At 68.7% G+C, this 24,218-nt stretch carries 22 protein-coding genes; 21 read left to right on the top strand and 1 reads right to left on the bottom strand.

Annotated elements, in window-relative coordinates; all coding sequences use genetic code 11:
* Positions 1-142 precede the first annotated feature (142 nt).
* The 21 genes from thrB (at position 143) to AC3ETA_RS04120 (ending at position 22,259) form a co-directional block, all read left to right on the top strand.
* Positions 143-1,060: a homoserine kinase gene (gene thrB, locus AC3ETA_RS04220; protein ID WP_030947226.1), complete on the top strand. Its 918-nt coding sequence runs from the start codon at positions 143-145 to the stop codon at positions 1,058-1,060.
* A gap of 408 nt (positions 1,061-1,468) precedes the next feature.
* Positions 1,469-3,457 (top strand): transcription termination factor Rho, encoded by a 1,989-nt coding sequence (rho, locus tag AC3ETA_RS04215; RefSeq protein WP_432191441.1) that lies wholly within the window; start codon positions 1,469-1,471, stop codon positions 3,455-3,457.
* Positions 3,458-3,727: 270 nt separating this feature from the next.
* Positions 3,728-5,515, top strand: a complete 1,788-nt coding sequence (locus AC3ETA_RS04210; RefSeq protein ID WP_432191606.1) for a trypsin-like serine protease — start codon at positions 3,728-3,730, stop codon at positions 5,513-5,515.
* A 207-nt stretch (positions 5,516-5,722) separates the two neighbouring features.
* The gene (locus AC3ETA_RS04205; RefSeq protein WP_432191440.1) at positions 5,723-6,874 is read left to right on the top strand and encodes an LCP family protein; all 1,152 of its coding nucleotides are present in this window, start codon (positions 5,723-5,725) and stop codon (positions 6,872-6,874) included.
* Positions 6,875-6,996: 122 nt separating this feature from the next.
* Positions 6,997-7,221, top strand: a complete 225-nt coding sequence (rpmE, locus tag AC3ETA_RS04200) for a 50S ribosomal protein L31 (protein ID WP_030944953.1) — start codon at positions 6,997-6,999, stop codon at positions 7,219-7,221.
* Positions 7,222-7,327: 106 nt separating this feature from the next.
* The gene (prfA, locus tag AC3ETA_RS04195; RefSeq protein ID WP_432191439.1) at positions 7,328-8,404 is read left to right on the top strand and encodes a peptide chain release factor 1; all 1,077 of its coding nucleotides are present in this window, start codon (positions 7,328-7,330) and stop codon (positions 8,402-8,404) included.
* Between the two features lie 93 nt (positions 8,405-8,497).
* The gene (gene prmC, locus AC3ETA_RS04190) at positions 8,498-9,337 is read left to right on the top strand and encodes a peptide chain release factor N(5)-glutamine methyltransferase (RefSeq protein WP_432191605.1); all 840 of its coding nucleotides are present in this window, start codon (positions 8,498-8,500) and stop codon (positions 9,335-9,337) included.
* 61 nt (positions 9,338-9,398) lie between these two features.
* Complete coding sequence (locus AC3ETA_RS04185) at positions 9,399-10,046, top strand: L-threonylcarbamoyladenylate synthase (RefSeq protein ID WP_030944961.1); 648 nt, start codon at positions 9,399-9,401, stop codon at positions 10,044-10,046.
* The gene (locus tag AC3ETA_RS04180; protein WP_432191438.1) at positions 10,043-10,723 is read left to right on the top strand and encodes an arsenate reductase/protein-tyrosine-phosphatase family protein; all 681 of its coding nucleotides are present in this window, start codon (positions 10,043-10,045) and stop codon (positions 10,721-10,723) included. Before AC3ETA_RS04185 ends, AC3ETA_RS04180 begins: the two co-directional genes overlap by 4 nt.
* Before the next feature lie 72 nt (positions 10,724-10,795).
* Positions 10,796-12,034, top strand: coding sequence for a serine hydroxymethyltransferase (locus AC3ETA_RS04175; protein WP_432191437.1), 1,239 nt, complete (start codon positions 10,796-10,798; stop codon positions 12,032-12,034).
* A gap of 140 nt (positions 12,035-12,174) precedes the next feature.
* Positions 12,175-13,509, top strand: coding sequence for an MraY family glycosyltransferase (locus AC3ETA_RS04170; RefSeq protein ID WP_432191436.1), 1,335 nt, complete (start codon positions 12,175-12,177; stop codon positions 13,507-13,509).
* Positions 13,510-13,826: 317 nt separating this feature from the next.
* On the top strand, positions 13,827-14,273 hold the full coding sequence (locus AC3ETA_RS04165; RefSeq protein ID WP_432191435.1) for a Cg1360 family ATP-synthase-associated protein: 447 nt from the start codon (positions 13,827-13,829) through the stop codon (positions 14,271-14,273).
* Between the two features lie 225 nt (positions 14,274-14,498).
* Entirely contained in the window at positions 14,499-15,326 is an 828-nt protein-coding gene (gene atpB / locus AC3ETA_RS04160; protein ID WP_432191434.1) for a F0F1 ATP synthase subunit A, read from the top strand.
* A 78-nt stretch (positions 15,327-15,404) separates the two neighbouring features.
* A complete protein-coding gene (atpE, locus tag AC3ETA_RS04155) occupies positions 15,405-15,635 on the top strand; it encodes an ATP synthase F0 subunit C (protein WP_009321656.1) in 231 nt (76 codons plus the stop codon).
* Between the two features lie 41 nt (positions 15,636-15,676).
* Entirely contained in the window at positions 15,677-16,219 is a 543-nt protein-coding gene (locus tag AC3ETA_RS04150) for a F0F1 ATP synthase subunit B (RefSeq protein ID WP_380844601.1), read from the top strand.
* On the top strand, positions 16,216-17,031 hold the full coding sequence (locus AC3ETA_RS04145; protein ID WP_432191433.1) for a F0F1 ATP synthase subunit delta: 816 nt from the start codon (positions 16,216-16,218) through the stop codon (positions 17,029-17,031). Before AC3ETA_RS04150 ends, AC3ETA_RS04145 begins: the two co-directional genes overlap by 4 nt.
* Positions 17,032-17,164: 133 nt before the next feature.
* Entirely contained in the window at positions 17,165-18,772 is a 1,608-nt protein-coding gene (atpA, locus tag AC3ETA_RS04140; protein ID WP_432191432.1) for a F0F1 ATP synthase subunit alpha, read from the top strand.
* 21 nt (positions 18,773-18,793) lie between these two features.
* A complete protein-coding gene (locus tag AC3ETA_RS04135) occupies positions 18,794-19,708 on the top strand; it encodes a F0F1 ATP synthase subunit gamma (RefSeq protein WP_432191431.1) in 915 nt (304 codons plus the stop codon).
* The gene (gene atpD, locus AC3ETA_RS04130) at positions 19,708-21,144 is read left to right on the top strand and encodes a F0F1 ATP synthase subunit beta (RefSeq protein ID WP_432191430.1); all 1,437 of its coding nucleotides are present in this window, start codon (positions 19,708-19,710) and stop codon (positions 21,142-21,144) included. The genes AC3ETA_RS04135 and atpD overlap by 1 nt, the downstream gene beginning before the upstream one ends.
* Positions 21,145-21,275: 131 nt before the next feature.
* The gene (locus tag AC3ETA_RS04125; RefSeq protein WP_381462186.1) at positions 21,276-21,650 is read left to right on the top strand and encodes a F0F1 ATP synthase subunit epsilon; all 375 of its coding nucleotides are present in this window, start codon (positions 21,276-21,278) and stop codon (positions 21,648-21,650) included.
* Between the two features lie 162 nt (positions 21,651-21,812).
* Positions 21,813-22,259 carry a DUF2550 domain-containing protein gene (locus AC3ETA_RS04120; RefSeq protein WP_380844583.1) on the top strand — a complete coding sequence of 149 codons (447 nt, stop codon included), beginning with the start codon at positions 21,813-21,815 and terminating at the stop codon, positions 22,257-22,259.
* 19 nt (positions 22,260-22,278) lie between these two features.
* On the opposite strand, the gene AC3ETA_RS04115 is transcribed toward AC3ETA_RS04120, so the two are convergent.
* The gene (locus AC3ETA_RS04115) at positions 22,279-24,105 is read right to left on the bottom strand and encodes a glycosyl hydrolase family 18 protein (protein ID WP_432191429.1); all 1,827 of its coding nucleotides are present in this window, start codon (positions 24,103-24,105) and stop codon (positions 22,279-22,281) included.
* Positions 24,106-24,218 lie beyond the last annotated feature (113 nt).

Genomic DNA, 24,218 nt, shown 5'->3' with positions numbered 1-24,218 from the left:
AACCCGCCCGCCGCATATGCCTCCGCATAGGTGCGGTGCCGCGCCGTCTCCGCGGCCCGGAAGCGGTCCGAGAGGTTCTCGTACGTCATCGAATGTCTTCGACAATCGACAATCACCGCAGCTCAAGGAGAGTCATCGAGCGATGGCCGGTCCAGCCTTCCGCGCCGCCGCCGTCCGGGTGCGCGTCCCCGCCACCAGCGCCAACCTCGGTCCGGGCTTCGACGCCCTGGGCCTGTCGCTGGGGCTCTACGACGACGTGGTCGTCCGGGTTGCCGACTCCGGGCTGCACATCGACATCGCGGGTGAGGGCAGCGAGACGCTGCCGCGCGACGAGAACCACCTGCTCGTACGTTCCCTGCGCACCGCCTTCGATCTGCTGGGCGGCCAGCCGCGCGGCCTGGAGATCGTCTGCGCCAACCGCATCCCGCACGGCCGCGGTCTCGGCTCCTCCTCCGCCGCCATCTGCGCCGGCATCGTCGCCGCGCGTGCCGTGACCATAGGCGGTGAGGCCCGGCTCGACGACGCGGCCCTGCTCGAACTCGCCACCGAGATCGAGGGTCACCCCGACAACGTCGCCGCCTGTCTGCTGGGCGGATTCACCCTGTCCTGGATGGAGGCCGGCGCCGCGCGGGCCATCAGGATGGAACCCGCTGATTCCATCGTTCCGGTGGTTTTCGTACCCGGTAAGCCGGTCCTGACGGAGACCGCGCGCGGTCTGCTGCCGCGCACCGTCCCGCATGTCGACGCCGCCACCAACGCGGGCCGTGCCGCCCTGCTCGTCGAGGCCCTCACCCGGCGCCCCGAGCTGCTGCTGCCCGCCACCGAGGACCGTCTGCACCAGGAGTACCGCGCCCCGGCGATGCCGGAGAGCGCCGCGCTGGTGGAGCGGCTGCGGGCCGACGGAGTGCCCGCGGTCATCTCGGGCGCGGGACCCACTGTGCTGGCACTGGCCGACGAGGACAGCGCCGACAAGGTCGCCCATCTGGCAGGCGAGGGGTGGGCCGCGAACCGGCTCGACCTCGACGCCCAGGGAGCGAGCGTGCTGCCGCTTGCGACCTGACACACGGTTGCCGGATTTCGAGAGGGGGAATGTTTGTTGGATCCGGTAGTGTTAACCTCAAGTCTGCACCCGACCCCACCATGGCGAGGTGCTTGTTGTCCCCGTCCGGGACAGACATTCTTCCGGGAGCCTCCCAAGCCGCACTGTGTTCCGTACGACGTACGCGGGCAGTACCTCGTACACGAGCACTGAGCGACTTGCCGGGCACGCTCCGGAACCGGCGCGACCGAGCCGCATGACACCGACACTCAGTGCCACGGCTCAGGGAACCGCCATCACCAGAAATTTCTCCGCCGTTTCGGGCGGAGCACCGCCCCGGCGCGGTCCACACACCAAGGACCTAAGCCGGACAGCACAACCGGTCGCCGAGCCAGACAGGCCGACGTCCGCTCCAGGGAAGGACCCTTCGTGAGCGACACCACCGATCTGATGGGCGCACGTGTCGAGGAGACCGCTGCCGCGCCCGCCACGGACGCCTCCGCGCCTGCCGGCGGCGCCGGCTCCCGGCGGCGCCGCGGTACCGGCCTCGAGGGCATGGTGCTGGCCGAGCTTCAGCAGGTCGCATCCGGCCTCGGCATCAGGGGCACGGCGCGCATGCGTAAGAGCCAGCTGATCGAGGTCATCAAGGAGGCGCAGGCCGGGGGAGGTGCCGCGGCCCCGAAGGCGGAGGCCGCCACCGAGACCAAGCCGAAGCGCCGCGCCACCTCCAAGGCTCGCACCGGCGAGGACGCCGAGAAGAAGGCGGCTGAGGCCCCCGCCGAGAAGGCCGTGGCCCAGCAGCAGATCGAGATTCCCGGCCAGCCGGCCGGCGGCCCCTCCCGCGACGGGAACGAGGACGCGCCGGCCGAGCGCCGTCGTCGTCGCGCCACCGCGGACGCGGGCAGCCCGTCCGCCGCGCCGGAGACCGTCGCCGCCGAGGCCAGGAACGAGCCGAAGGCCGAGACGCCCGCGCAGTCGCAGGGCGACGCCAAGAGCGACGCCGACGGCGGCGAGGGCCGTCGTCGTGACCGCCGTGACCGCGGCCGCGACCGTGACCGCGGTGACCGTCGCAAGGGCGACGACCAGCAGGGCGGCGGTCGTCAGGACCGTCAGCAGGGCCAGCAGCAGGGCGGTGGCCGTCAGGACCGCCAGCGTGACAACGGCCCGCAGGACGACGACGACTTCGAGGGCGGCCGCCGTGGCCGTCGCGGCCGCTACCGCGACCGTCGTGGCCGTCGTGGCCGTGACGACGTGCAGGAGCCGCAGATCGCCGAGGACGACGTCCTGATCCCGGTCGCGGGCATCCTGGACATCCTCGACAACTACGCCTTCATCCGTACGTCGGGCTACCTGCCGGGCCCCAACGACGTGTACGTCTCCCTCGCCCAGGTCCGCAAGAACGGCCTGCGCAAGGGCGACCACATCACCGGCGCGGTCCGTCAGCCCAAGGAAGGCGAGCGGCGCGAGAAGTTCAACGCGCTGGTCCGCCTCGACTCCGTCAACGGCATGGCGCCCGAACACGGCCGCGGCCGCCCGGAGTTCAACAAGCTCACCCCGCTCTACCCGCAGGACCGCCTCCGCTTGGAGACGGACCCGGGCGTCCTCACCACGCGCATCATCGACCTGGTGTCGCCGATCGGTAAGGGCCAGCGCGGTCTGATCGTGGCCCCGCCGAAGACCGGCAAGACCATGATCATGCAGGCGATCGCCAACGCGATCACGCACAACAACCCCGAGTGCCACCTGATGGTCGTCCTCGTCGACGAGCGTCCGGAAGAGGTCACCGACATGCAGCGGTCGGTGAAGGGCGAGGTCATCTCCTCGACCTTCGACCGTCCGGCCGAGGACCACACCACGGTCGCCGAGCTCGCCATCGAGCGTGCGAAGCGCCTGGTGGAGCTGGGCCACGACGTCGTCGTGCTGCTCGACTCGATCACCCGTCTGGGCCGTGCGTACAACCTCGCCGCCCCGGCCTCCGGCCGCATCCTGTCCGGTGGTGTCGACTCGACCGCCCTGTACCCGCCGAAGCGCTTCTTCGGTGCGGCCCGCAACATCGAGGACGGCGGCTCGCTGACCATCCTCGCCACCGCCCTGGTGGACACCGGGTCCCGCATGGACGAGGTGATCTTCGAGGAGTTCAAGGGCACCGGCAACATGGAGCTCAAGCTCGACCGCAAGCTCGCCGACAAGCGCATCTTCCCGGCGGTGGACGTCGACGCGTCCGGTACCCGCAAGGAAGAGATCCTGCTCGGCAACGAGGAGCTCGCGGTCGTCTGGAAGCTGCGCCGGGTGCTGCACGCGCTCGACCAGCAGCAGGCGATCGAGCTGCTGCTCGACAAGATGAAGCAGACGAAGTCGAACGTCGAGTTCCTGATGCAGATCCAGAAGACGACGCCGACCCCCGGCAACGGCGACTAGACGCTCCGCTGCGAGAGCCGAAGGACCACCGTTGTACTTCGGCCGCGGGCCGTCCATGGCTGATCGCGCCCACGCGGCGGAGCCGCACATCGAATACCGCCCGCGCCCCTGGCGGGCGTTGAGGCCGCCCCACGTCATATCAGTGACGTGGGGCGGCCTTTTGGCGCAGAGAGGAGCGGGCGTACCTGTGCGCCCCTTCCTGCTTCTCGTGTCTCTGGGGGGACCTTCTTGACCACCAATCCGTCCGGCAGCGGTCGTCACAGACGCCGGATACGTTTCGGGCTGCCCGTGGCCGCCGCCGGCCTCGCCGCGGCCGTCGCCGGCGCGCTGCTGACCTCGTCCGCGGGGGCCGCGACCGCCCTGCCCAGGCCCACCGTCAAGCCCGCCACCGCCTCGGCCTCGCTCGCCGAGCTGGAGCGGCGCGTCGCCGGTGCCGTCCAGGGGGACGACACCGCGGGGGAGACGGCGAAGAAGTCGTCGTTCGGCGCGAGCACGACCGACGGCTCCGATGACTCCACCGTGAGCCCCCTGGTCATCGGCGGCACCACCACCAGCATCACCTCGGCGCCCTGGATGGCGCAGCTCTGGTACTACGACGACCAGGGCACCGCCGACGAGGCCGACGACACGGGCTTCTTCTGCGGCGGCGCCGTCGTCGCGCCGACGAAGATCCTCACCGCCGCGCACTGCGTCAAGGGCTACGACTGGTACCGCTACGGCGCCGTCGTCACCGGCACCAACCAGCTGCCGACCACCGACGACGCAGGCAACAGCGACCTGCACGGCGGCACGGTCTCGCTGCCGTACCGGCAGTGGAACCACCCGTCGTACAGCGCGACGACGATCGACAACGACATCGCCGTGATCACGCTGGCCAACCCGGTCAAGGCGACGCCGATCCGCATGACGACGTCCGGCGACACCGCCTCGTACGCCGCCGGCACGAGCGCCAAGGTCTACGGCTGGGGCCGTACCAGCTCCACCAGCCAGGACATCTCGCAGTCGCTGAAGTCGGCGACGCTGCCGATCCAGTCCGACACCACGTGCTCGGGCTTCTACGGCAGCGACTTCGTCAAGGGCCACATGGTCTGCGCGGGCAAGCCGGCCACCGGCAGCGACACCGGCACCGTCGCCGCCTGCAACGGCGACTCCGGCGGGCCGCTCGTGGTGAACGGCCGTATCGCGGGTGTCGTCTCCTGGGGCGTGCAGGACTGCGTCGCCAAGGGCGCGTACAGCGTGTTCGCCAAGGTCGCCTCCTACGTCGGTGCCGCCTACCCGCGCATCGAGGACACCAACATCAGCGGTGACCACCGGGCCGACCTGTGGGTGCGCAACCGGTCCACCTACACGGGGTACGCGAAGGACTCCAAGGGCACCTCGTTCGGCGCGCGGCAGTCCTGGGGCAGCTGGAAGGGCGTCAACCTGGTCCTGCAGACCGACCTCGACCGGGACGGCTACCAGGACCTGGTGTACCGGCGGAGCTCCGACGGGGACCTGTTCTGGACGCACTACGTGATCTCGACCGGCACCTGGTCCACGAGGAAGCTCGCCGACAACTGGGCCAGCCGCACCCGCATCGTCACGCCGGGTGATGTCACCGGTGACTACCTGCCCGACCTGCTCTCGGTCGATTCGGCGGGCTACCTGTGGATCTATCCGGGCAAGGGCAACGGCTACTTCGGCACCCGCGTGAAGGTCGGCTCCGGATGGAACCAGTACAACTCCGTGCGCGGCCACGGTGACTTCAACGGTGACGGCAGGGCCGACCTGATCGCCCGCAACAAGAGCACCGGCTACGTGTACCTGTACAAGGGCACCGGAAAGTCCGGTACGGGTGCGTTCTCCACGCGGATCAAGGTGCGTACCTGGAGCAACACGACGTACAACGCCTTCGACGCGGTCGGCGACATCACCGGCGACGGCCGGGCCGACTTCCTGGCCCGGAAGCCCGACGGCACCCTCTATCTCTACAAGGGCACCGGAAAGGCGACGAGCGAGATCTTTGCCACAAGGATCTCGGTCGGTACCGATTTCGAGCAGTACGACATCTGGGGCTGAACCCGCAGGTGAGCACGGTGTTCCTCGATTGAACGGAGACGCTCTGTGCCCATCGCCTTCCAGGCGGTGGGCACAGTCCGTTGTGCAACCCTTTCCCGGGTTTCCCCGTCTGACCGGACGGGGTGACGATGGTGCGGTAAGGGCCTTTTGGCCATGCCTGACCCTGACAGCAGGGGGTAACCGACCGGACGAGAACCGAGGAGCAGAGTGTCCGCCGAGAGCACGCCGGAGCCCGGCATACCGGGCGAGAACGGGACCAACGGCCCGCGCCACCGCGCCAAGGGCCGCCGCCGCAAGCCCCGCGAGAAGCGCAAGGGCCTGCGGATCATGGCCTGGACGGCCGCCGGGATCGTGGTCCTGGGCGGAACCGGCGCCGGGTACCTCTACTTCAAGCTCAACGGCAACCTCAAGAGCGTCGACATCGACCAGGCCCTCGGCACCGACCGGCCGCAGAAGGTCGACAACGGCTCGGAGAACATCCTCGTCCTCGGCTCGGACACCCGCTCCGGCAGCAACAAGAAGCTCGGCGGGGGCGCCGACGACGGCAGCGCGCGCTCGGACACGGCGATGATCCTGCACGTCTACGAGGGCCACAAGAAGGCCAGCGTGGTCTCGATCCCGCGCGACACCCTCATCGACCGCCCCCAGTGCACCGACACCGACGGCGACACCCACGACGCGGCGTCCGGCGTGATGTTCAACGAGGCGTACTCCACGGGCGGCGCCGCCTGCACCGTGAAGACCGTCGAGTCCGTCACCGGCATCCGCATGGACCACTATCTCGAGGTCGACTTCTCCGGCTTCCAGAAGCTGATCGACGAGCTCGGCGGTGTCGAGGTCACCACCACCAAGGACATCAAGGACCCCGACAGCCACCTCGATCTCAAGGCCGGCACCCACCAGCTCGACGGCGAGCAGGCCCTCGGGCTGGTCCGCACCCGGCACGGCGTGGGCGACGGCTCCGACCTCGGCCGTATCCAGCTGCAGCAGGCCTTCGTCAAGGCGCTGCTGGAGCAGATGAAGGAGATCAACCTCTTCGGCAACCCCAAGCGGCTGTACGACCTCGCCAACACCGCCACCAAGACGGTCACCACCGACTCCGACCTCGGCTCGGTCAACAAGCTCATGTCCTTCGCCAATGGCCTCAAGGGCATCAGCTCCAAGAACATGACCATGGTCACCATGCCGGTCCGGTACGACCCGGCGGACCCGAACCGCGTGATCGTCGCGGAGGGGAAGGCCGAGCAGGTCTGGACGGCCCTGAAGAACGACAGGCCGATCCCGAAGGCGGCGACCGAGGGCACGGCCCAGGGCGACGCCGGCGGTGTCGTGTCCGCGACGGAATCGCCGACGGAATAGATCGGAGCGGCCCCCGGTTTTGGGGGATGGCCCCAGTCCTGGCAGACTGGTACGTCGGCTCCGGTTCACGTCTCCGCATCCCGCGGCGGCGACCCGGCGCCCTCCCGAAACTAGGAGACACCTTGAAGCGCGACATCCACCCCGAGTACGTCGAGACGCAGGTCAGCTGCACCTGCGGCGCGTCGTTCACCACCCGTAGCACGATCGCCAGCGGCACCATCCGTGCCGAGGTCTGCTCCGAGTGCCACCCGTTCTACACGGGCAAGCAGAAGATCCTCGACACCGGTGGCCGTGTGGCCCGCTTCGAGGCCCGCTTCGGCAAGGCTGCTGCCGGCTCCAAGAAGTAGCGAGCTCCAATCCGCCGGTCCACGGCCGCGCCCTGTCTCAGGCGCGCCGGGACCGGCGTTTTTGGTCGCCCGCCCTTCACAGACGTATTTCACACAGGAGCCCAAGATGTTCGAGGCCGTCGAGGAACTGGTCGCTGAGCACGCCGACCTGGAGACGAAGCTCGCCGACCCTTCGGTGCACGCCGACCAGGCGAACGCGCGCAAGCTGAACAAGCGCTACGCCGAGCTCACCCCGATCGTCGCCACGTACCGCTCCTGGAAGCAGACCGGCGACGACATCGAGACGGCGAAGGAACTCGCCGCCGACGACCCGGACTTCGCGGCCGAGGTCAAGGAACTGGACAAGCAGCGCGAGGAACTGACCGAGAAGCTGCGCCTCCTGCTCGTCCCGCGTGACCCGAGTGACGACAAGGACGTCATTCTGGAGATCAAGGCGGGCGCCGGCGGTGACGAGTCCGCGCTGTTCGCGGGTGACCTGCTGCGCATGTACCTGCGGTACGCCGAGCGCGTCGGCTGGAAGACCGAGATCATCGACGCCACCGAGTCCGAGCTGGGCGGCTACAAGGACGTTCAGGTCGCCGTGAAGACCAAGGGCGGCCAGGGCGCCACGGAGCCCGGCCAGGGCGTCTGGGCCCGGCTGAAGTACGAGGGCGGGGTGCACCGCGTGCAGCGGGTGCCGGCGACCGAGTCGCAGGGCCGTATCCACACCTCCGCGGCCGGTGTGCTCGTCACGCCCGAGGCCGAGGAGATCGACGTCGAGATCAACCCGAACGACCTCCGCATCGACGTGTACCGGTCGTCAGGCCCGGGTGGCCAGTCCGTCAACACCACCGACTCCGCCGTGCGCATCACGCACATTCCGACCGGAGTCGTCGCCTCCTGCCAGAACGAGAAGAGCCAGCTCCAGAACAAGGAGCAGGCGATGCGTATCCTGCGCTCCAGGCTGCTCGCAGCGGCGCAGGAGGAGGCCGAGAAGGAGGCCGCCGACGCCCGCCGCAGCCAGGTCCGCACCGTCGACCGCTCCGAGAAGATCCGTACCTACAACTTCCCGGAGAATCGCATCTCGGACCACCGCGTCGGCTTCAAGGCGTACAACCTGGACCAGGTCCTGGACGGCGACCTCGACGCGGTGATCCAGGCCTGCGTCGACGCGGACTCGGCGGCGAAGCTGGCGGCCGCGTAAGGGCGTAGGGGACGGACGTACGCACGGACGAGTACGACACGGAGGACTTGCGTGCAGCAATTCATCGGGGGGCGGACCCCAAGCCCCCGCAGCGTGCTGCTCGCGGAGGTGGCACAGGCCACCCAGCGGCTGGCGGACGCCGGCGTGCCCTCGCCGCGCACCGATGCGGAGGAGCTCGCCGCGTTCGTGCACGGCGTGAAGCGCGGCGAGCTGCACTCCGTGAAGGACGCGGACTTCGACGCCCGCTACTGGGAGGTCATCGCCCGCCGTGAGCAGCGCGAGCCGCTCCAGCACATCACCGGGCGTGCGTACTTCCGCTATCTCGAACTCCAAGTCGGGCCGGGCGTGTTCGTGCCGCGGCCCGAGACCGAGTCGGTGGTCGGCTGGGCCATAGACGCGGTGCGCGCGATGGACGTCGTCGAGCCCTGCATCGTCGACCTGTGCACCGGCTCGGGCGCCATCGCGCTCGCCCTCGCCCAGGAGGTCCCGCGCTCGCGCGTGCACGCCGTGGAGCTGTCCGAGGACGCCCTGGTGTGGACGCGCAAGAACGTGGAGGGCTCGCGCGTCGACCTGCGCCAGGGCAACGCCCTGGACGCCTTCTGCGACCTCGACGGCCAGGTCGACCTGGTCATCTCCAACCCGCCCTACATCCCGCTCACGGAATGGGAGTACGTCGCTCCGGAGGCGCGGGACTACGATCCCGATCTCGCCCTGTTCTCCGGCGAGGACGGCCTCGACCTCATCCGCGGCCTGGAGCGGACGGCACACCGTCTCCTGCGGCCCGGCGGCGTCGTGGTCATCGAGCACGCCGACACCCAGGGCGGTCAGGTGCCGTGGATCTTCACCGAGGAGCGTGGCTGGGCCGACGCGGCCGACCACCCCGACCTCAACAACCGCCCCCGGTTCGCGACGGCCCGCAAGGCGCTGCCGTGACCGCCCCGCAGACTCTTTCCCGGAAGCACGTGTACTTCGTGTACGAGGAGGCCCGCTAGATATGGCACGGCGATACGACACCAACGACGCGACCGACCGCACGACCGGTCTGCGTGAGGCCGCGTCCGCCGTCCGCCGTGGCGAGCTCGTGGTCCTTCCGACCGACACGGTGTACGGCATCGGCGCCGACGCGTTCACCAAGGAGGCCGTCGGCGATCTGCTGGAGGCCAAGGGACGGGGCCGCAACATGCCCACCCCTGTCCTGATCGGCTCCCCGAACACGCTCCACGGTCTCGTCACCGACTTCTCCGAGCTGGCCTGGGAGCTGGTCGACGCGTTCTGGCCGGGCGCGCTCACGCTGGTCGCCAAGCACCAGCCGTCCCTGCAGTGGGACCTCGGTGACACCCGGGGCACGGTTGCCGTGCGCATGCCACTGCACCCGGTCGCCATCGAGCTGCTGACCGAGGTCGGCCCGATGGCCGTCTCCTCGGCGAACCTCACCGGACACCCGGCGCCGGAGGACTGTGACGCCGCGCAGGAGATGCTCGGCGACTCCGTCTCGGTGTACCTCGACGGCGGCCCGACCCCGGGCAACGTCCCGTCGTCCATCGTCGACGTCACGCGCGAGGTGCCGCTGCTGCTGCGCGCGGGTGCCCTCTCGGCGGAGGATCTGCGGAAGGTCGTACCCGACCTCGAGGTGGCGAATTGACAGCCCCTGAGGCGGGGCGTGGCATAGGCAACGGGGAAAGCGCGGCGGAGATCACGACCACCTTCGTGGGACTGCCGCGCGACAGCTTCCGCATCCTCCACGTCAGCACCGGCAACGTGTGCCGCTCGCCGATCACCGAGCGGCTGACCCGTCATTTCGTGACGCAGCGGCTCGGTGTGCTCGGCGGCTCGCTGATCGTGGAGAGCGCGGGCACCTGGGGCCACGAGGGCGCGGCCATGGAGTCCAACGCGGAGACGGTCCTCGCCGACTTCGGCGCGGACGCCTCCGGTTTCGTCGGCCGCGAGCTCCTCGACGAGCACGTCATCATGGCCGACCTGGTCCTCACGGCCACCCGCGACCACCGCGCCCAGGTCATCTCCATGGGCCATTCGGCGGGCCTGCGCACCTTCACGCTGAAGGAGTTCACCCGCCTGGTCCGCGCCATAGACCCCGCGACGCTGCCTCCCCTGGAGGACGGCGTGGTCCAGCGCGCACGCGCCCTGGTGCGCGCGGCGGCGGCTCTACGCGGGTGGCTGCTGGCGCCGACGGCCGAGGCGGACGAGGTGTACGACCCGTACGGGGCGCCGCTGACGTTCTTCCGCTCGGTGGGCGAGGAGATACACGAGGCACTGGATCCGGTGGTGACCGCGCTCACGGGAGTACCCGCGAGGACGTGACAGCCGGGCGCCCGGGGCGCGCCGGGCCTACATTGGACGTACGTCACCGCCGACGCACGCCCGGAGCCCACCATGTCGGTCACCCCTGCCCTCGAGGCCGATGTCCTGCGCCGTCAGGACCCCCAGCTCGCCGACATCCTGCTGGGGGAGCTCGACCGGCAGTCGACGACGCTCCAGCTCATCGCAGCGGAGAACTTCACCTCGCCCGCCGTGCTGGCCGCCCTCGGATCGCCACTGGCCAACAAGTACGCCGAGGGCTACCCGGGCGACCGGTACCACGGCGGATGCGAGATGGTCGACGCCGCCGAGCGGCTGGCCGTGGAGCGGGCCAAGGCACTGTTCGGCGCCGAGCACGCCAACGTGCAGTCCCACTCCGGGTCTTCGGCCGTCCTCGCCGCGTACGCCGCCCTGCTGCGCCCCGGCGACACCGTCCTCGCCCTCGGCCTGCCCTACGGCGGACACCTCACCCACGGCTCGCCCGCGAACTTCTCCGGCCGCTGGTTCGACTTCGTCGGCTACGGGGTCGACGCCGAGACCGGCCTCATCGACCACGACCAGGTGCGCACCCTCGCCCGCAATCACCGCCCCAAGGCCCTGGTGTGCGGGTCCATCGCCTATCCGCGCCACATCGACTACGCCGTCTTCCGTGACATCGCCGACGAGGTGGGCGCCCATCTCATCGCCGACGCCGCCCATCCCATGGGGCTCGTCGCCGGGGGAGCGGCGCCGAGTCCGGTGCCGTACGCCGACGTGGTGTGCGCCACCACCCACAAGGTGCTGCGCGGCCCGCGCGGCGGGATGATCCTGTGCGGCGCGGACCTGGCCGAGCGCGTGGACCGCGCCGTCTTCCCGTTCACCCAGGGCGGCGCCCAGATGCACACCATCGCCGCGAAGGCCGTCGCCTTCGGCGAGGCGGCGACGCCGGCGTTCGCGGTGTACGCCCATCAGGTGGTGGCCAACGCGCGCACCCTGGCGGCCCACCTCGCCGAGGAGGGCTTCGTCGTCACCACGGGCGGGACCGACACCCACCTGATCACCGCCGACCCCGCGCCCCTCGGCGTGGACGGCCGTGCTGCGCGCGGCCGGCTCGCGGCGGCCGGAGTGGTGCTGGACTGCTGCGCGCTGCCGCACGGCGACGCCCGCGGCCTGCGCCTGGGCACCGCGGCAGTGACCACCCAGGGCATGGGGGAGGAGGAGATGGTGTGGCTCGCGGCACTGCTGGCGGGAGTGCTGCGGGGCGAGAGGGAAAGCCAGAAGGCCCGTGAAGAAGTGCGGGAGCTCACCGGTAGATTTCCGCCGTATCCCGGCTGAGGCGGGGTAGACGCAGTCGAGCACACAGCCACGCGTGCAACCATCGTCGCTACCCGGAAGTCCCCACACATATGCGTCGCGTATGCGTACGTCGCTAGTGTGTGGGGCTGAGATGGCCAGCGAGACTTGTGGGGAAGCCCGTGCGTGAATACCTGCTGACGCTCTGCATCACGGCCGCGGTGACGTATCTGCTGACAGGGCCGGTACGTAAGTTCGCGATCGTGGCCGGAGCGATGCCGGAGATCCGGGCACGTGACGTGCACCGTGAACCCACTCCGCGGCTCGGCGGTATCGCCATGTTCTTCGGCCTGTGCGCGGGCCTGCTGGTCGCCGACCACCTCACCAACCTCAGTACCGTCTTCGAGAAGTCGAACGAACCGCGGGCGCTGCTCTCCGGAGCGGCGCTCATCTGGCTGATCGGCGTCCTGGACGACAAGTTCGAGATCGACGCCCTGATCAAGCTGGGCGGCCAGATGATCGCCGCCGGCGTCATGGTCATGCAGGGTCTGACGATCCTGTGGCTGCCCATCCCCAGCGTCGGCAACGTCGCGCTGACCCAGTGGCAGGGCACCCTGCTCACCGTCGCCCTCGTCGTCATCACCATCAACGCGGTCAACTTCGTCGACGGCCTGGACGGCCTCGCGGCCGGCATGGTCTGCATCGCGTCGGCCGCGTTCTTCCTCTACGCCTACCGCGTCTGGGTGTCGTACGGCATCGAGGCCGCCGCCCCGGCCACCCTGTTCTCGGCGATCCTGATGGGCATGTGCCTGGGCTTCCTGCCGCACAACATGCATCCCGCGCGCATCTTCATGGGCGACTCCGGCTCGATGCTGATCGGCCTGGTCCTCGCCGCGGGCGCGATCTCCATCACAGGTCAGGTCGACCCGGACGCGCTGAAGCTGTTCGCCGGCTCCGAGAAGGCGGCCGTGCACCAGACGGTGCCGGTCTACATCCCGCTGCTGCTGCCGCTGACGATCATCGCGATCCCGGCCGCCGACCTGGTGCTGGCGATCGTGCGCCGCACCTGGCGCGGTCAGTCGCCGTTCGCCGCCGACCGCGGGCATCTGCACCACCGGCTGCTGGAGATCGGCCACTCCCACAGCCGCGCGGTGCTGATCATGTACTTCTGGTCGGCGCTGATCGCCTTCGGCGCACTCGCCTACTCCGTGAACTCGGCGTCGATGTGGATCGTGCTCGGCGTGGTGTTCCTCAGCTTCATCGGCCTGGTCCTGCTGCTCCTGCCGCGCTTCACACCGCGTGCCCCCCGCTGGGCCGAGGCCTTCGTGCCGCCCCGCTACCGCCGGGGCGGGGCCGTCGCCGAGCCCGCGGCGGCCACACCGCAGACCGCGACGGCCGAGTCCGAGGAGCAGCCGCGCACTCCGGTCGCCGCCGGGGTCTCCCGCGTCAACGGATCGACCGCAATGGGCGCTCGTTCGCGGCCTCTGGACCGGCGTAAAGCCGGAACGTCGCGCTGACGGTCAAGTTGAGAGAAGCCCCAAGGTAAGAATCTGACTAGAGCATTGCCAAGTCATGGGGGAGCGAAGCACCCCAATACCAGACAAGTCGGCAGCGTTCCTGCACAGACGCGCACCTTCACTCTCATGTGTGACAGTAGGCACACCTCTCAGGTAAAGACCTCATCAAATAGTTTGTGATACGGTTCACGAGAACCCGGGACAGAGTCGAAGGACCGAAGTGCGACGGTCCACCCGGCGTGAGGTTCTCTCTCAGCCCGGGACTACGCTCGTCCATGACGACACCCTGCCCCCACCGTGAAAGCGGAGTTGCCGCCATGCCGTCCAATGACGCCCGCACCCTGCTCCAGGCCGCTGTGCCCACAGCCGTCGCCGGCGCTGTCGCCGCCGTCGTCAGTGGTGTGGTCGCCGGTGGCAATGGAGCGATCGGGGCGGTCGTCGCGACGCTGGTCGTGATCCTTTTCATGGGGCTCGGCCTCTACGTACTTCAGCGCACTGCCAAATCGCTTCCGCATCTGTTCCAGGCCATGGGTCTGATGCTGTACGCGGCGCAGATCCTGCTGCTGTTCATCTTCATGGCCGCGTTCAAGAACACGACGCTGTTCAACCCGCGGGTCTTCGCGTTCACACTGCTCGGCACCACCCTCGTGTGGATCGCCATGCAGACGCGTGCCCACATGAAGGCCAAGATCCTCTACGTCGAACCCGATTCGGACGCCTCCGCGAAGGACGGCAAGTCCGAAAAGACGGGCCACTCGTCGTGAGAGGTAGGGGCGGGATAAAGGGGCTGGAGAAGTCCTGCTATCGTCCGGTGCCAACTGCGGCATCGCGGGCGCGGGCATCCGAGCTGACGCCTGCTCAATCGCGAGGCGAGATGCCCCACAGCCGCCCCCACATCCGTAACACCAGTCCCGTGCCGAACCGCGGCTGCGCGCCGCGCCGACACAACGAGGTTGCCGTACCTATGCGCCACGCTGAAGGAGCCCGCGGTGAGTGCTGACCCGACGCAGGTGCTCGCCTTCGAGACCGACTGCCACCTTTTCGACGGGTGTGGCTTCGCCGTGGTCTCTCCGGGCCTGCACTCGTTCATGTTCCAGCCCCTGTGGGGTGACGGCGACAGCAACCTGTACTTCAACAAGACGATGCTGCTGGCGCTGCTCGGCTCGATCATCATCGTGGGCTTCTTCTGGGCCGCGTTCCGCAGGCCCCAGGTGGTCCCGGGCAAGCTCCAGATGGTCGCCGAGGCGGGCTACGACTTCATCCGGCGCGGTGTCGTCTACGAGACCATCGGCAAGAAGGAAGGCGAGAAGTACGTACCGCTCGTCGTCTCGCTCTTCTTCTTCGTCTGGATGCTGAACCTGTGGTCGATCATTCCGATCGCCCAGTTCCCCGTCACCTCGATCATCTCGTACCCGCTGGTCCTGGCGCTGATTGTCTACATCCTCTGGGTGTCCCTGACCTTCAAGCGGCACGGCTTCGTCGGCTTCTGGAAGAACGTCACCGGCTACGACAAGTCGCTCGGTGCGGTGCTCCCGCTGGCCATGCTGATCGAGCTCTTCTCGAATCTGCTGATCCGGCCGTTCACCCACGCCGTGCGACTCTTCGCGAACATGTTCGCCGGTCACACCCTGCTGCTGCTCTTCACGATCGCCAGCTGGTACATGCTGAACGGCTTCGGCATCGCCTACGCGGGTGTCTCGTTCGTGATGGTCATCGTGATGACCGCCTTCGAGCTGTTCATCCAGGCCCTGCAGGCGTACGTGTTCGTCCTGCTGACGTGCACCTACATCCAGGGCGCTCTCGCCGAGCACCACTGAGCCACCGCCCCTTTTTCACCTCCACAATTCGTCCGGTGGCCAACCCCCACCGGTCCGTAAAGAAAAGGAAGAACTGGCATGTCCCAGACCCTTGCTGCTGTCGAAGGCTCCCTCGGCTCCATCGGTTACGGCCTCGCCGCGATCGGCCCCGGCGTCGGCGTCGGCATCATCTTCGGTAACGGCACCCAGGCGCTTGCCCGTCAGCCCGAGGCCGCCGGCCTGATCCGTGCCAACCAGATCCTCGGCTTCGCCTTCTGTGAGGCGCTCGCGCTGATCGGTCTGGTCATGCCGTTCGTCTACGGCTACTGATCCACCACACCAGTCCAGCCGACTAGACGAAAGGCACTCACATGAGCCAGTTGCTCATCGCGGCGAGCGAGGGGGAGAATCCCCTCGTCCCGCCGATCCCTGAGCTTGTCATCGGCCTGCTCGCCTTCGTCATCGTCTTCGGCTTCCTCGCCAAGAAGCTCCTCCCGAACATCAACAAGGTTCTGGAAGAGCGCCGCGAGGCCATCGAGGGCGGTATCGAGAAGGCCGAGGCCGCCCAGACCGAGGCACAGAGCGTTCTGGAGCAGTACAAGGCCCAGCTCGCCGAGGCCCGGCACGAGGCCGCGCGTCTGCGCCAGGAGGCGCAGGAGCAGGGCGCCACGCTCATCGCGGAGATGCGCGCGGAAGGCCAGCGGCAGCGCGAGGAGATCGTCGCCGCCGGTCACGCCCAGATCGAGGCCGACCGCAAGGCCGCCGCGTCCGCGCTGCGCCAGGACGTCGGCAAGCTTGCCACCGACCTGGCCGGCAAGCTCGTCGGCGAGTCCCTCGAGGACCACGCCCGGCAGAGCCGCGTCATCGACCGCTTCCTCGACGAGCTCGAGGAGAAGGCCGAGGCCGGACGATGAACGGAGCGAGCCGCGAGGCCCTGGCAGCCGCACGCGAGCGACTCGACGCGCTGACGGACAACACGTCCGTCGACGCCGGCCGGCTCGCCGACGAGCTGGCCGCCGTCACCGCGCTGCTCGACCGCGAGGTGTCGCTGCGTCGGGTCCTGACCGACCCGGCGCAGGCCGGCGAGGCCAAGGCCGAGCTGGCCCAGCGCCTGCTCGCCGGCCAGGTCGGCGGCGAGGCCGCTGACCTGCTGGCCGGCATGGTGCGCTCCCGCTGGTCGCAGTCCCGCGACCTGGTGGACGCGCTGGAGGAGCTGGCGGACACCGCCGACCTCACGGCCGCGCAGAGGGCGGGCACGCTCGACGACGTCGAGGACGAGCTGTTCCGGTTCGGCCGGATCGTCTCCTCGAGCACCGAGCTGCGAGCCGCGCTCACCGACCGCGCCGCCGCCACCTCGGCCAAGCGCGAGCTGCTGCGCAGCCTGCTCGGCGGCCGGGCGAAGGCGACGACCGAGCGTCTGGTGACGCGTCTTGTGACCGCGCCGCGTGGACGTAGCCTGGAGTCGGGACTGGAGTCCCTGTCCAAGCTCGCCGCCGAGCGCCGGGAGCGCCTGGTGGCCGTCGTGACCACGGCGGTGCCGCTGAGCGACACGCAGAAGCGACGCCTCGGCGCCGCTCTCGGAAAGTTCTACGGCCACACCATGCACCTCAACATCGACGTGGACCCCGAGGTCGTCGGCGGTATCCGGGTGCAGGTCGGCGACGAGGTCATCAACGGCTCCCTCGCGGACCGCATCGAGGACGCCGGCCGCCGACTGGCGAGCTAGCACCAAACTTCATAGCAGTACGTACTTACGACGGCCCATGTTGGGCCGTGCAGAGGATTCACCTCGTTCAGGGGGGAGTCCCCATCCCCCCAAAGTGAAACTTCGGGCCCAACAAGGAGAGCAGGGAACCCAGATGGCGGAGCTCACGATCCGGCCGGAGGAGATCCGGGACGCGCTGGAGAACTTCGTCCAGTCGTACAAGCCGGACGCGGCCTCGCGCGAGGAGGTCGGTACGGTCACCCTTGCCGGCGACGGCATCGCGAAGGTCGAGGGTCTTCCCTCGGCCATGGCCAACGAACTGCTGAAGTTCGAGGACGGCACCCTCGGCCTCGCCCTCAACCTCGAGGAGCGCGAGATCGGTGCCATCGTCCTCGGTGAGTTCAGCGGCATCGAGGAGGGGCAGCCGGTGCAGCGCACCGGTGAGGTTCTCTCCGTGGCCGTCGGCGAGGGCTACCTCGGCCGTGTCGTCGACCCGCTCGGCAACCCGATCGACGGCCTCGGCGAGATCGAGACGTCCGGCCGCCGCGCCCTTGAGCTGCAGGCCCCCACGGTCATGCAGCGCAAGTCGGTGCACGAGCCGATGGAGACCGGCTACAAGGCCGTCGACGCGATGACCCCGATCGGCCGTGGTCAGCGTCAGCTGATCATCGGCGACCGCCAGACCGGCAAGACCGCGCTGGCCGTCGACACGATCATCAACCAGCGTGACAACTGGCGCACCGGCGACCCGAACAAGCAGGTCCGCTGCGTCTACGTCGCCATCGGCCAGAAGGGCTCGACGATCGCGTCGGTCCGTGGCGCGCTGGAGGAGAACGGCGCGCTGGAGTACACGACCATCGTCGCCGCCCCGGCGTCCGACCCGGCCGGCTTCAAGTACCTGGCGCCGTACACCGGTTCGGCCATCGGCCAGCAGTGGATGTACGAGGGCAAGCACGTCCTCATCATCTTCGACGACCTCTCGAAGCAGGCCGACGCCTACCGCGCCGTGTCCCTGCTGCTGCGCCGCCCGCCGGGCCGTGAGGCCTACCCGGGCGACGTCTTCTACCTGCACTCCCGTCTGCTGGAGCGCTGCGCGAAGCTCTCCGACGACATGGGCGCCGGTTCGATGACCGGTCTGCCGATCGTCGAGACCAAGGCCAACGACGTCTCGGCGTTCATCCCGACCAACGTCATCTCCATCACCGACGGCCAGTGCTTCCTGGAGTCGGACCTGTTCAACGCCGGTCAGCGCCCCGCGCTGAACGTCGGTATCTCCGTCTCCCGAGTCGGTGGTTCCGCGCAGCACAAGGCGATGAAGCAGGTCTCCGGCCGTCTGCGCGTGGACCTCGCCCAGTTCCGTGAGCTGGAGGCGTTCGCCGCCTTCGGTTCCGACCTGGACGCCGCGTCGAAGGCGCAGCTGGAGCGCGGTCAGCGCATGGTCGAGCTGCTGAAGCAGGCCCAGTACGAGCCGATGTCCACCGAGGACCAGGTCGTCTCCGTGTGGGCGGGCACCACCGGCAAGATGGACGAGGTGCCGGTCGCCGACATCCGCCGCTTCGAGAAGGAGCTCCTGGAGTACCTGCACCGCAAGGAGCAGGGCCTCATGACCTCCATCAAGGAGGGCGGCAAGATGTCCGACGACACGCTGACGGCCGTCGCCGACGCCATCGCGGAGTTCAAGAAGCAGTTCGAGACCGCTGACGGCAAGCTGCTCGGGGAGGACGCTACGGCCGCTCCGAAGGCGACCAGCGTCTCCAAGTGACGTAAGGAAGGGACCTGACTCATGGGAGCCCAGCTCCGGGTCTACAAGCGTCGCATCCGATCCGTCACCGCGACCAAGAAGATCACGAAGGCGATGGAGATGATCGCCGCCTCGCGCGTCGTCAAGGCGCAGCGCAAGGTGGCGGCCTCCACGCCGTACGCGACCGAGCTCACCCGCGCGGTAACGGCGGTCGGTACCGGCTCGAACACCAAGCACCCGCTGACCACGCAGGCCGAGACGGTCACGCGGTCCGCGGTGCTGCTCCTGACGAGCGACCGTGGTCTGGCCGGTGCCTTCAACTCCAACGCCATCAAGGCGGCGGAGCTGCTGACCGAGCGTCTCGAGGCCGAGGGCAAGGAGGTCGACACGTACATCGTCGGCCGCCGCGGTCTGGCCCACTACAACTTCCGCGAGCGCAAGGTCGTGGAGTCGTGGTCGGGCTTCACCGACGAGCCCACGTACGCGGACGCGAAGAAGGTCGCGGGCCCGCTGATCGAGGCCATCGAGAGGGACACGGCCGAGGGCGGCGTGGACGAGCTCCACATCGTCTACACCGAGTTCGTGTCGATGATGACGCAGCAGGCCCTCGACGCCCGCATGCTGCCGCTCAGCCTCGAAGCGATCGCGGAGGAGGCGCCGAAGGGCGAGATCCTTCCGCTGTTCGACTTCGAGCCCTCGGCGGAGGACGTCCTCGACGCCCTGCTGCCGCGCTACGTCGAGAGCCGTATCTACAACGCGCTGCTCCAGTCGGCTGCCTCCAAGCACGCCGCCACGCGCCGCGCGATGAAGTCGGCCACCGACAACGCCGGAGAGCTCATCACCACGCTCTCCCGACTTGCCAACGCGGCCCGCCAGGCCGAAATCACCCAGGAAATCAGCGAGATCGTCGGTGGCTCCGCAGCCCTGGCCGACGCGACCGCGGGGAGTGACAGGTAATGACGACGACAGTTGAGACGGCCGTTGCCACGGGCCGCGTCGCCCGGGTCATCGGCCCGGTCGTCGACGTGGAGTTCCCCGTCGACGCGATGCCCGACATCTACAACGCCCTTCACGTCGAGGTGGCCGACCCGGCCAACGCCGGCGCGAAGAAGACGCTGACCCTGGAGGTCGCCCAGCACCTGGGTGACGGCCTGGTCCGCACCATCTCCATGCAGCCGACCGACGGTCTGGTCCGCCAGGCCCCGGTCGTCGACACCGGCGACGGCATCACCGTCCCGGTCGGCGACTTCACCAAGGGCAAGGTGTTCAACACCCTCGGTGAGGTGCTGAACGTCGACGAGAAGTACGACGGCGAGCGCTGGTCCATCCACCGCAAGGCCCCGAACTTCGACGAGCTCGAGTCGAAGACCGAGATGTTCGAGACCGGCGTCAAGGTCATCGACCTGCTGACCCCGTACGTCAAGGGCGGCAAGATCGGTCTGTTCGGCGGTGCCGGCGTCGGCAAGACGGTGCTCATCCAGGAGATGATCTACCGCGTCGCCAACAACCACGACGGTGTGTCGGTGTTCGCCGGTGTCGGTGAGCGCACCCGTGAGGGCAACGACCTCATCGACGAGATGAGCGAGTCGGGCGTCATCGACAAGACCGCGCTGGTCTTCGGTCAGATGGACGAGCCCCCGGGCACCCGTCTGCGCGTGGCCCTGGCCGGTCTGACCATGGCGGAGTACTTCCGCGATGTGCAGAAGCAGGACGTGCTGTTCTTCATCGACAACATCTTCCGCTTCACGCAGGCCGGTTCCGAGGTGTCGACCCTGCTCGGCCGTATGCCCTCCGCGGTGGGCTACCAGCCGAACCTGGCCGACGAGATGGGCCTCCTTCAGGAGCGCATCACCTCGACCCGTGGTCACTCGATCACCTCGATGCAGGCGATCTACGTCCCCGCGGACGACCTGACCGACCCGGCCCCGGCCACCACCTTCGCCCACCTCGACGCGACGACGGTTCTGTCCCGTCCGATCTCCGAGAAGGGCATCTACCCGGCCGTGGACCCGCTGGACTCCACGTCCCGGATCCTGGACCCGCGCTACATCGCGCAGGACCACTACAACACCGCCATGCGCGTCAAGGGGATCCTCCAGAAGTACAAGGACCTCCAGGACATCATCGCGATCCTCGGTATCGACGAGCTCAGCGAGGAGGACAAGCTGGTCGTCCAGCGTGCCCGCCGCGTCGAGCGCTTCCTGTCCCAGAACACCCACGTCGCCAAGCAGTTCACCGGTGTGGACGGCTCCGACGTGCCGCTGGACGAGTCGATCACCGCGTTCAACGCGATCTGCGACGGTGAGTTCGACCACTTCCCGGAGCAGGCGTTCTTCATGTGCGGTGGTCTCGAGGACCTCAAGAAGAACGCGAAGGAACTGGGCGTCTCCTGACGCACCGGTCTTCGTGAGCCATTGAGCTCTTGTGGTGAGGGGGCGGGGCACGTCCCGCCCCCTCTTCCATGCCTACTAGACTTGTAACCAACACCCGGCACAACCGCCGGGTGGTGACCCGAGGAGCCACCTTGGCTGCTGAGCTGCACGTCGCGATGGTCGCCGCCGACCGTGAGGTCTGGTCGGGCCAGGCCACCCTGGTCGTCGCGCGCACCACGTCCGGCGACATCGGCGTCATGCCCGGTCACCAGCCGCTGCTCGGTGTGCTGGAGTCGGGCCCGGTGACCATCCGTACGAGTGATGGCGGGACCGTCATCGCCGCAGTGCACGGCGGTTTCATCTCGTTCGCGGACGACAAGCTGTCGCTGCTGGCCGAGATCGCCGAACTGTCGGACGAGATCGACGTCCAGCGCGCGGAGCGGGCGCTGGAGCGCGCGAAGTCGGCCGACGACGCGTCCGCCGAGCGCCGCGCGGAGGTCCGCCTGCGGGCGGCGACGGCGCGCTGACCCCCGGGGTCACCTTCCGGGCCGTCTAGGCTCTGGGGGAGCGCACGCGATGACGTCACTCAGCCGCGGCTGGGACCGGAGCAATCCGGTGCCGGTCGCGGCTGTGGCAGATATGGAAGTTTTTTCCGTTCCGTTACCTAGGAGACGAGGAGGTCGGTGCCGATGGTCCTCGCTCTGACTGTGTGCGGAATCGTCGTCGCCCTTGTGGTGCTGGGGTTGTTCGTCTTCGGCCTGCGCCGCAGACTCATCCAGCGCTCGGGCGGCACTTTCGACTGTTCGCTGCGCTGGGACGTGCCGGAGAAGACCGACACCAGCGGCAAGGGCTGGAGCTACGGCGTCGCCCGCTACAACGGCGACCGCATCGAGTGGTACCGCGTCTTCTCCTACGCCTATCGCCCGCGCCGCATCCTGGAGCGCTCCGCGATCGAGGTGGCCGGCCGCCGGCTGCCCGACGGCGAGGAGGAACTGGCGCTGCTCTCCGACGCCGTGATCCTCACCTGTCTGCACCGGGGCACGCGTCTCGAACTCGCCATGAGCGAAGACGCGCTGACCGGTTTTCTCGCGTGGCTTGAGGCAGCCCCGCCCGGTCAGCGCGTCAATGTCGCTTAGTTCACCTGCTGGTTGAGTACTAGTTGAGCCCGTTGTTGATGGCGGTCACCAGCTCACCGCCCGCGGTGTCGCCGCTGAACTCCCAGAAGAACGCGCCGCCCAGGCCCTGGTTCTTGGCCCACGACATCTTCCCGGCGATCGTCGACGGGGTGTCGTAGGACCACCAGTTGTTGCCGCAGTAGGCGTACGCGGTGCCGGCGATGGTGCCGTTCGCCGGGCAGGAGTTCTTCAGGACCTTGTAGTCCTCGATGCCGGCCTCGTAGGTGCCGGGCGCGGCTCCGGTCGCCGTGCCGCCGGGGGCGGCCTGGGTGACGCCGGTCCAGCCGCGGCCGTAGAAGCCGATGCCGAGCAGCAGCTTCTTGGACGCGACGCCCTTGGACTTGAGCTTGGCGATGGCGTCGGCGGAGTTGAAGCCCGCCTGCGGGATGCCGGCGTACGACGTGAGCGGCGAGTGCGGCGCGGTCGGGCCCTGCGCGTTGAAGGCGCCGAAGTAGTCGTACGTCATCACGTTGTACCAGTCGAGGTACTGGGAGGCGCCGCCGTAGTCGGCCGCGTCGATCTTGCCGCCGGAGGAGCCGTCGGCGGTGATGGCCGCGGTGACCAGGTAGTTCGGGCCGAACTCCGTGCGCAGCGCGGACATCAGGTTCTTGAAGGCCGCGGGGCCGGAGGTGTCGCAGGTCAGGCCGCAGGCGTTGGGGTACTCCCAGTCGATGTCGATGCCGTCGAAGACATCGGCCCAGCGCGGGTCCTCGACCACGGACTTGCAGGACTTCGCGAACGCGGCCGCGTTCTGCGCCGCCTGGCCGAAGCCGCCGGAGTAGGTCCAGCCGCCGAAGGAGTACAGGATCTTGATGTGCGGGTACTTGGCCTTCAGCTGCCGCAGCTGGTTGAAGTTGCCGCGCAGCGGCTGGTCCCAGGTGTCGGCGGTGCCGCTGACGGACTGGTCGGCGGTGTAGGCCTTGTCGTAGGCGGCGTAGGTGTCGTCGACGGTGCACTGACCGTTCTTGACGTTGCCGAACGCGTAGTTGATGTGCGTGATCTTCGACGCGGAGCCGGAGGTCACCAGGTTCTTGACGTGGTAGTTGCGGCCGTAGACGCCCCACTCGGTGAAGTAGCCGAGCTTGACCTTGTCGCCGGTGGGCGGCGGGTCGGTGGTGCCGCCGGTGGTGCGCACCGCGCGGGCGCCGCTGACCGGGCCGGTCTGGTCGGCGGTGTCGCGGGCCTGGACGGTGTAGGAGTAGTCGGTGCCGGCGGTCAGGCCGGTGTCGGAGTACGACGTCGTGGTCACGGTGGCGACCTTGGCGCCGTCGCGCAGGACGTCGTAGTTCTTGATGCCCTTGTCGTCGGTGGCGGCGCTCCAGGACAGCTTCACCGAGGTGTTGGTGATGTCGGAGGCGCTCGGAGTGCCGGGGGCGCTGGGGGCGCTGTCGCCGGGCTCCGTGGTGCCGCCGTCACAACTGCCGCCGTTGAGCTTGCAGTTGGCGGGGGAGCCGGAGCCGGCGCCGTTGAAGCCGAAGGAGACGGACGCGCCGGGGGCGAGGGTGCCGTTCCAGGACTTGTTCTTGGCGGTCCAGTGGGTGCCGGAGGAGGTGACGTCGGCGTCCCAGGCGGAGGTGACGGAGGTGCCGGAGGGGAAGTCCCACTCGACGGTCCAGGAGCTGAGGGACGTGGTGCCGGTGTTCTTCACCGTCCACTTGCCCTCGAAGCCGGAGCCCCAGTCCTGGGTCTTGGCGTAGGTGGCGGTGGCGGATGTCGCGGCTTCGGCCGGGCTCGCGAGGCCGACCAGGCCCGCCAGCGGAAGCAGCAGGGTCGCGAACCCCGCCACGGCTCTGTGTCTGAAGCGCATGCTGCGCCTCCTTGTTGGGAAGTCAGGGGGCATGACTGAGCCTCACGCCCATTCATGGTGCGGTGAGAATAGAAAGGTCTGGACCACAGGTCAATAGGTCTGGACCAGTTGCC

Source organism: Streptomyces sp. bgisy027 (assembly GCF_057710365.1).
This window is presented reverse-complemented; position numbering and strand designations above follow the sequence as displayed.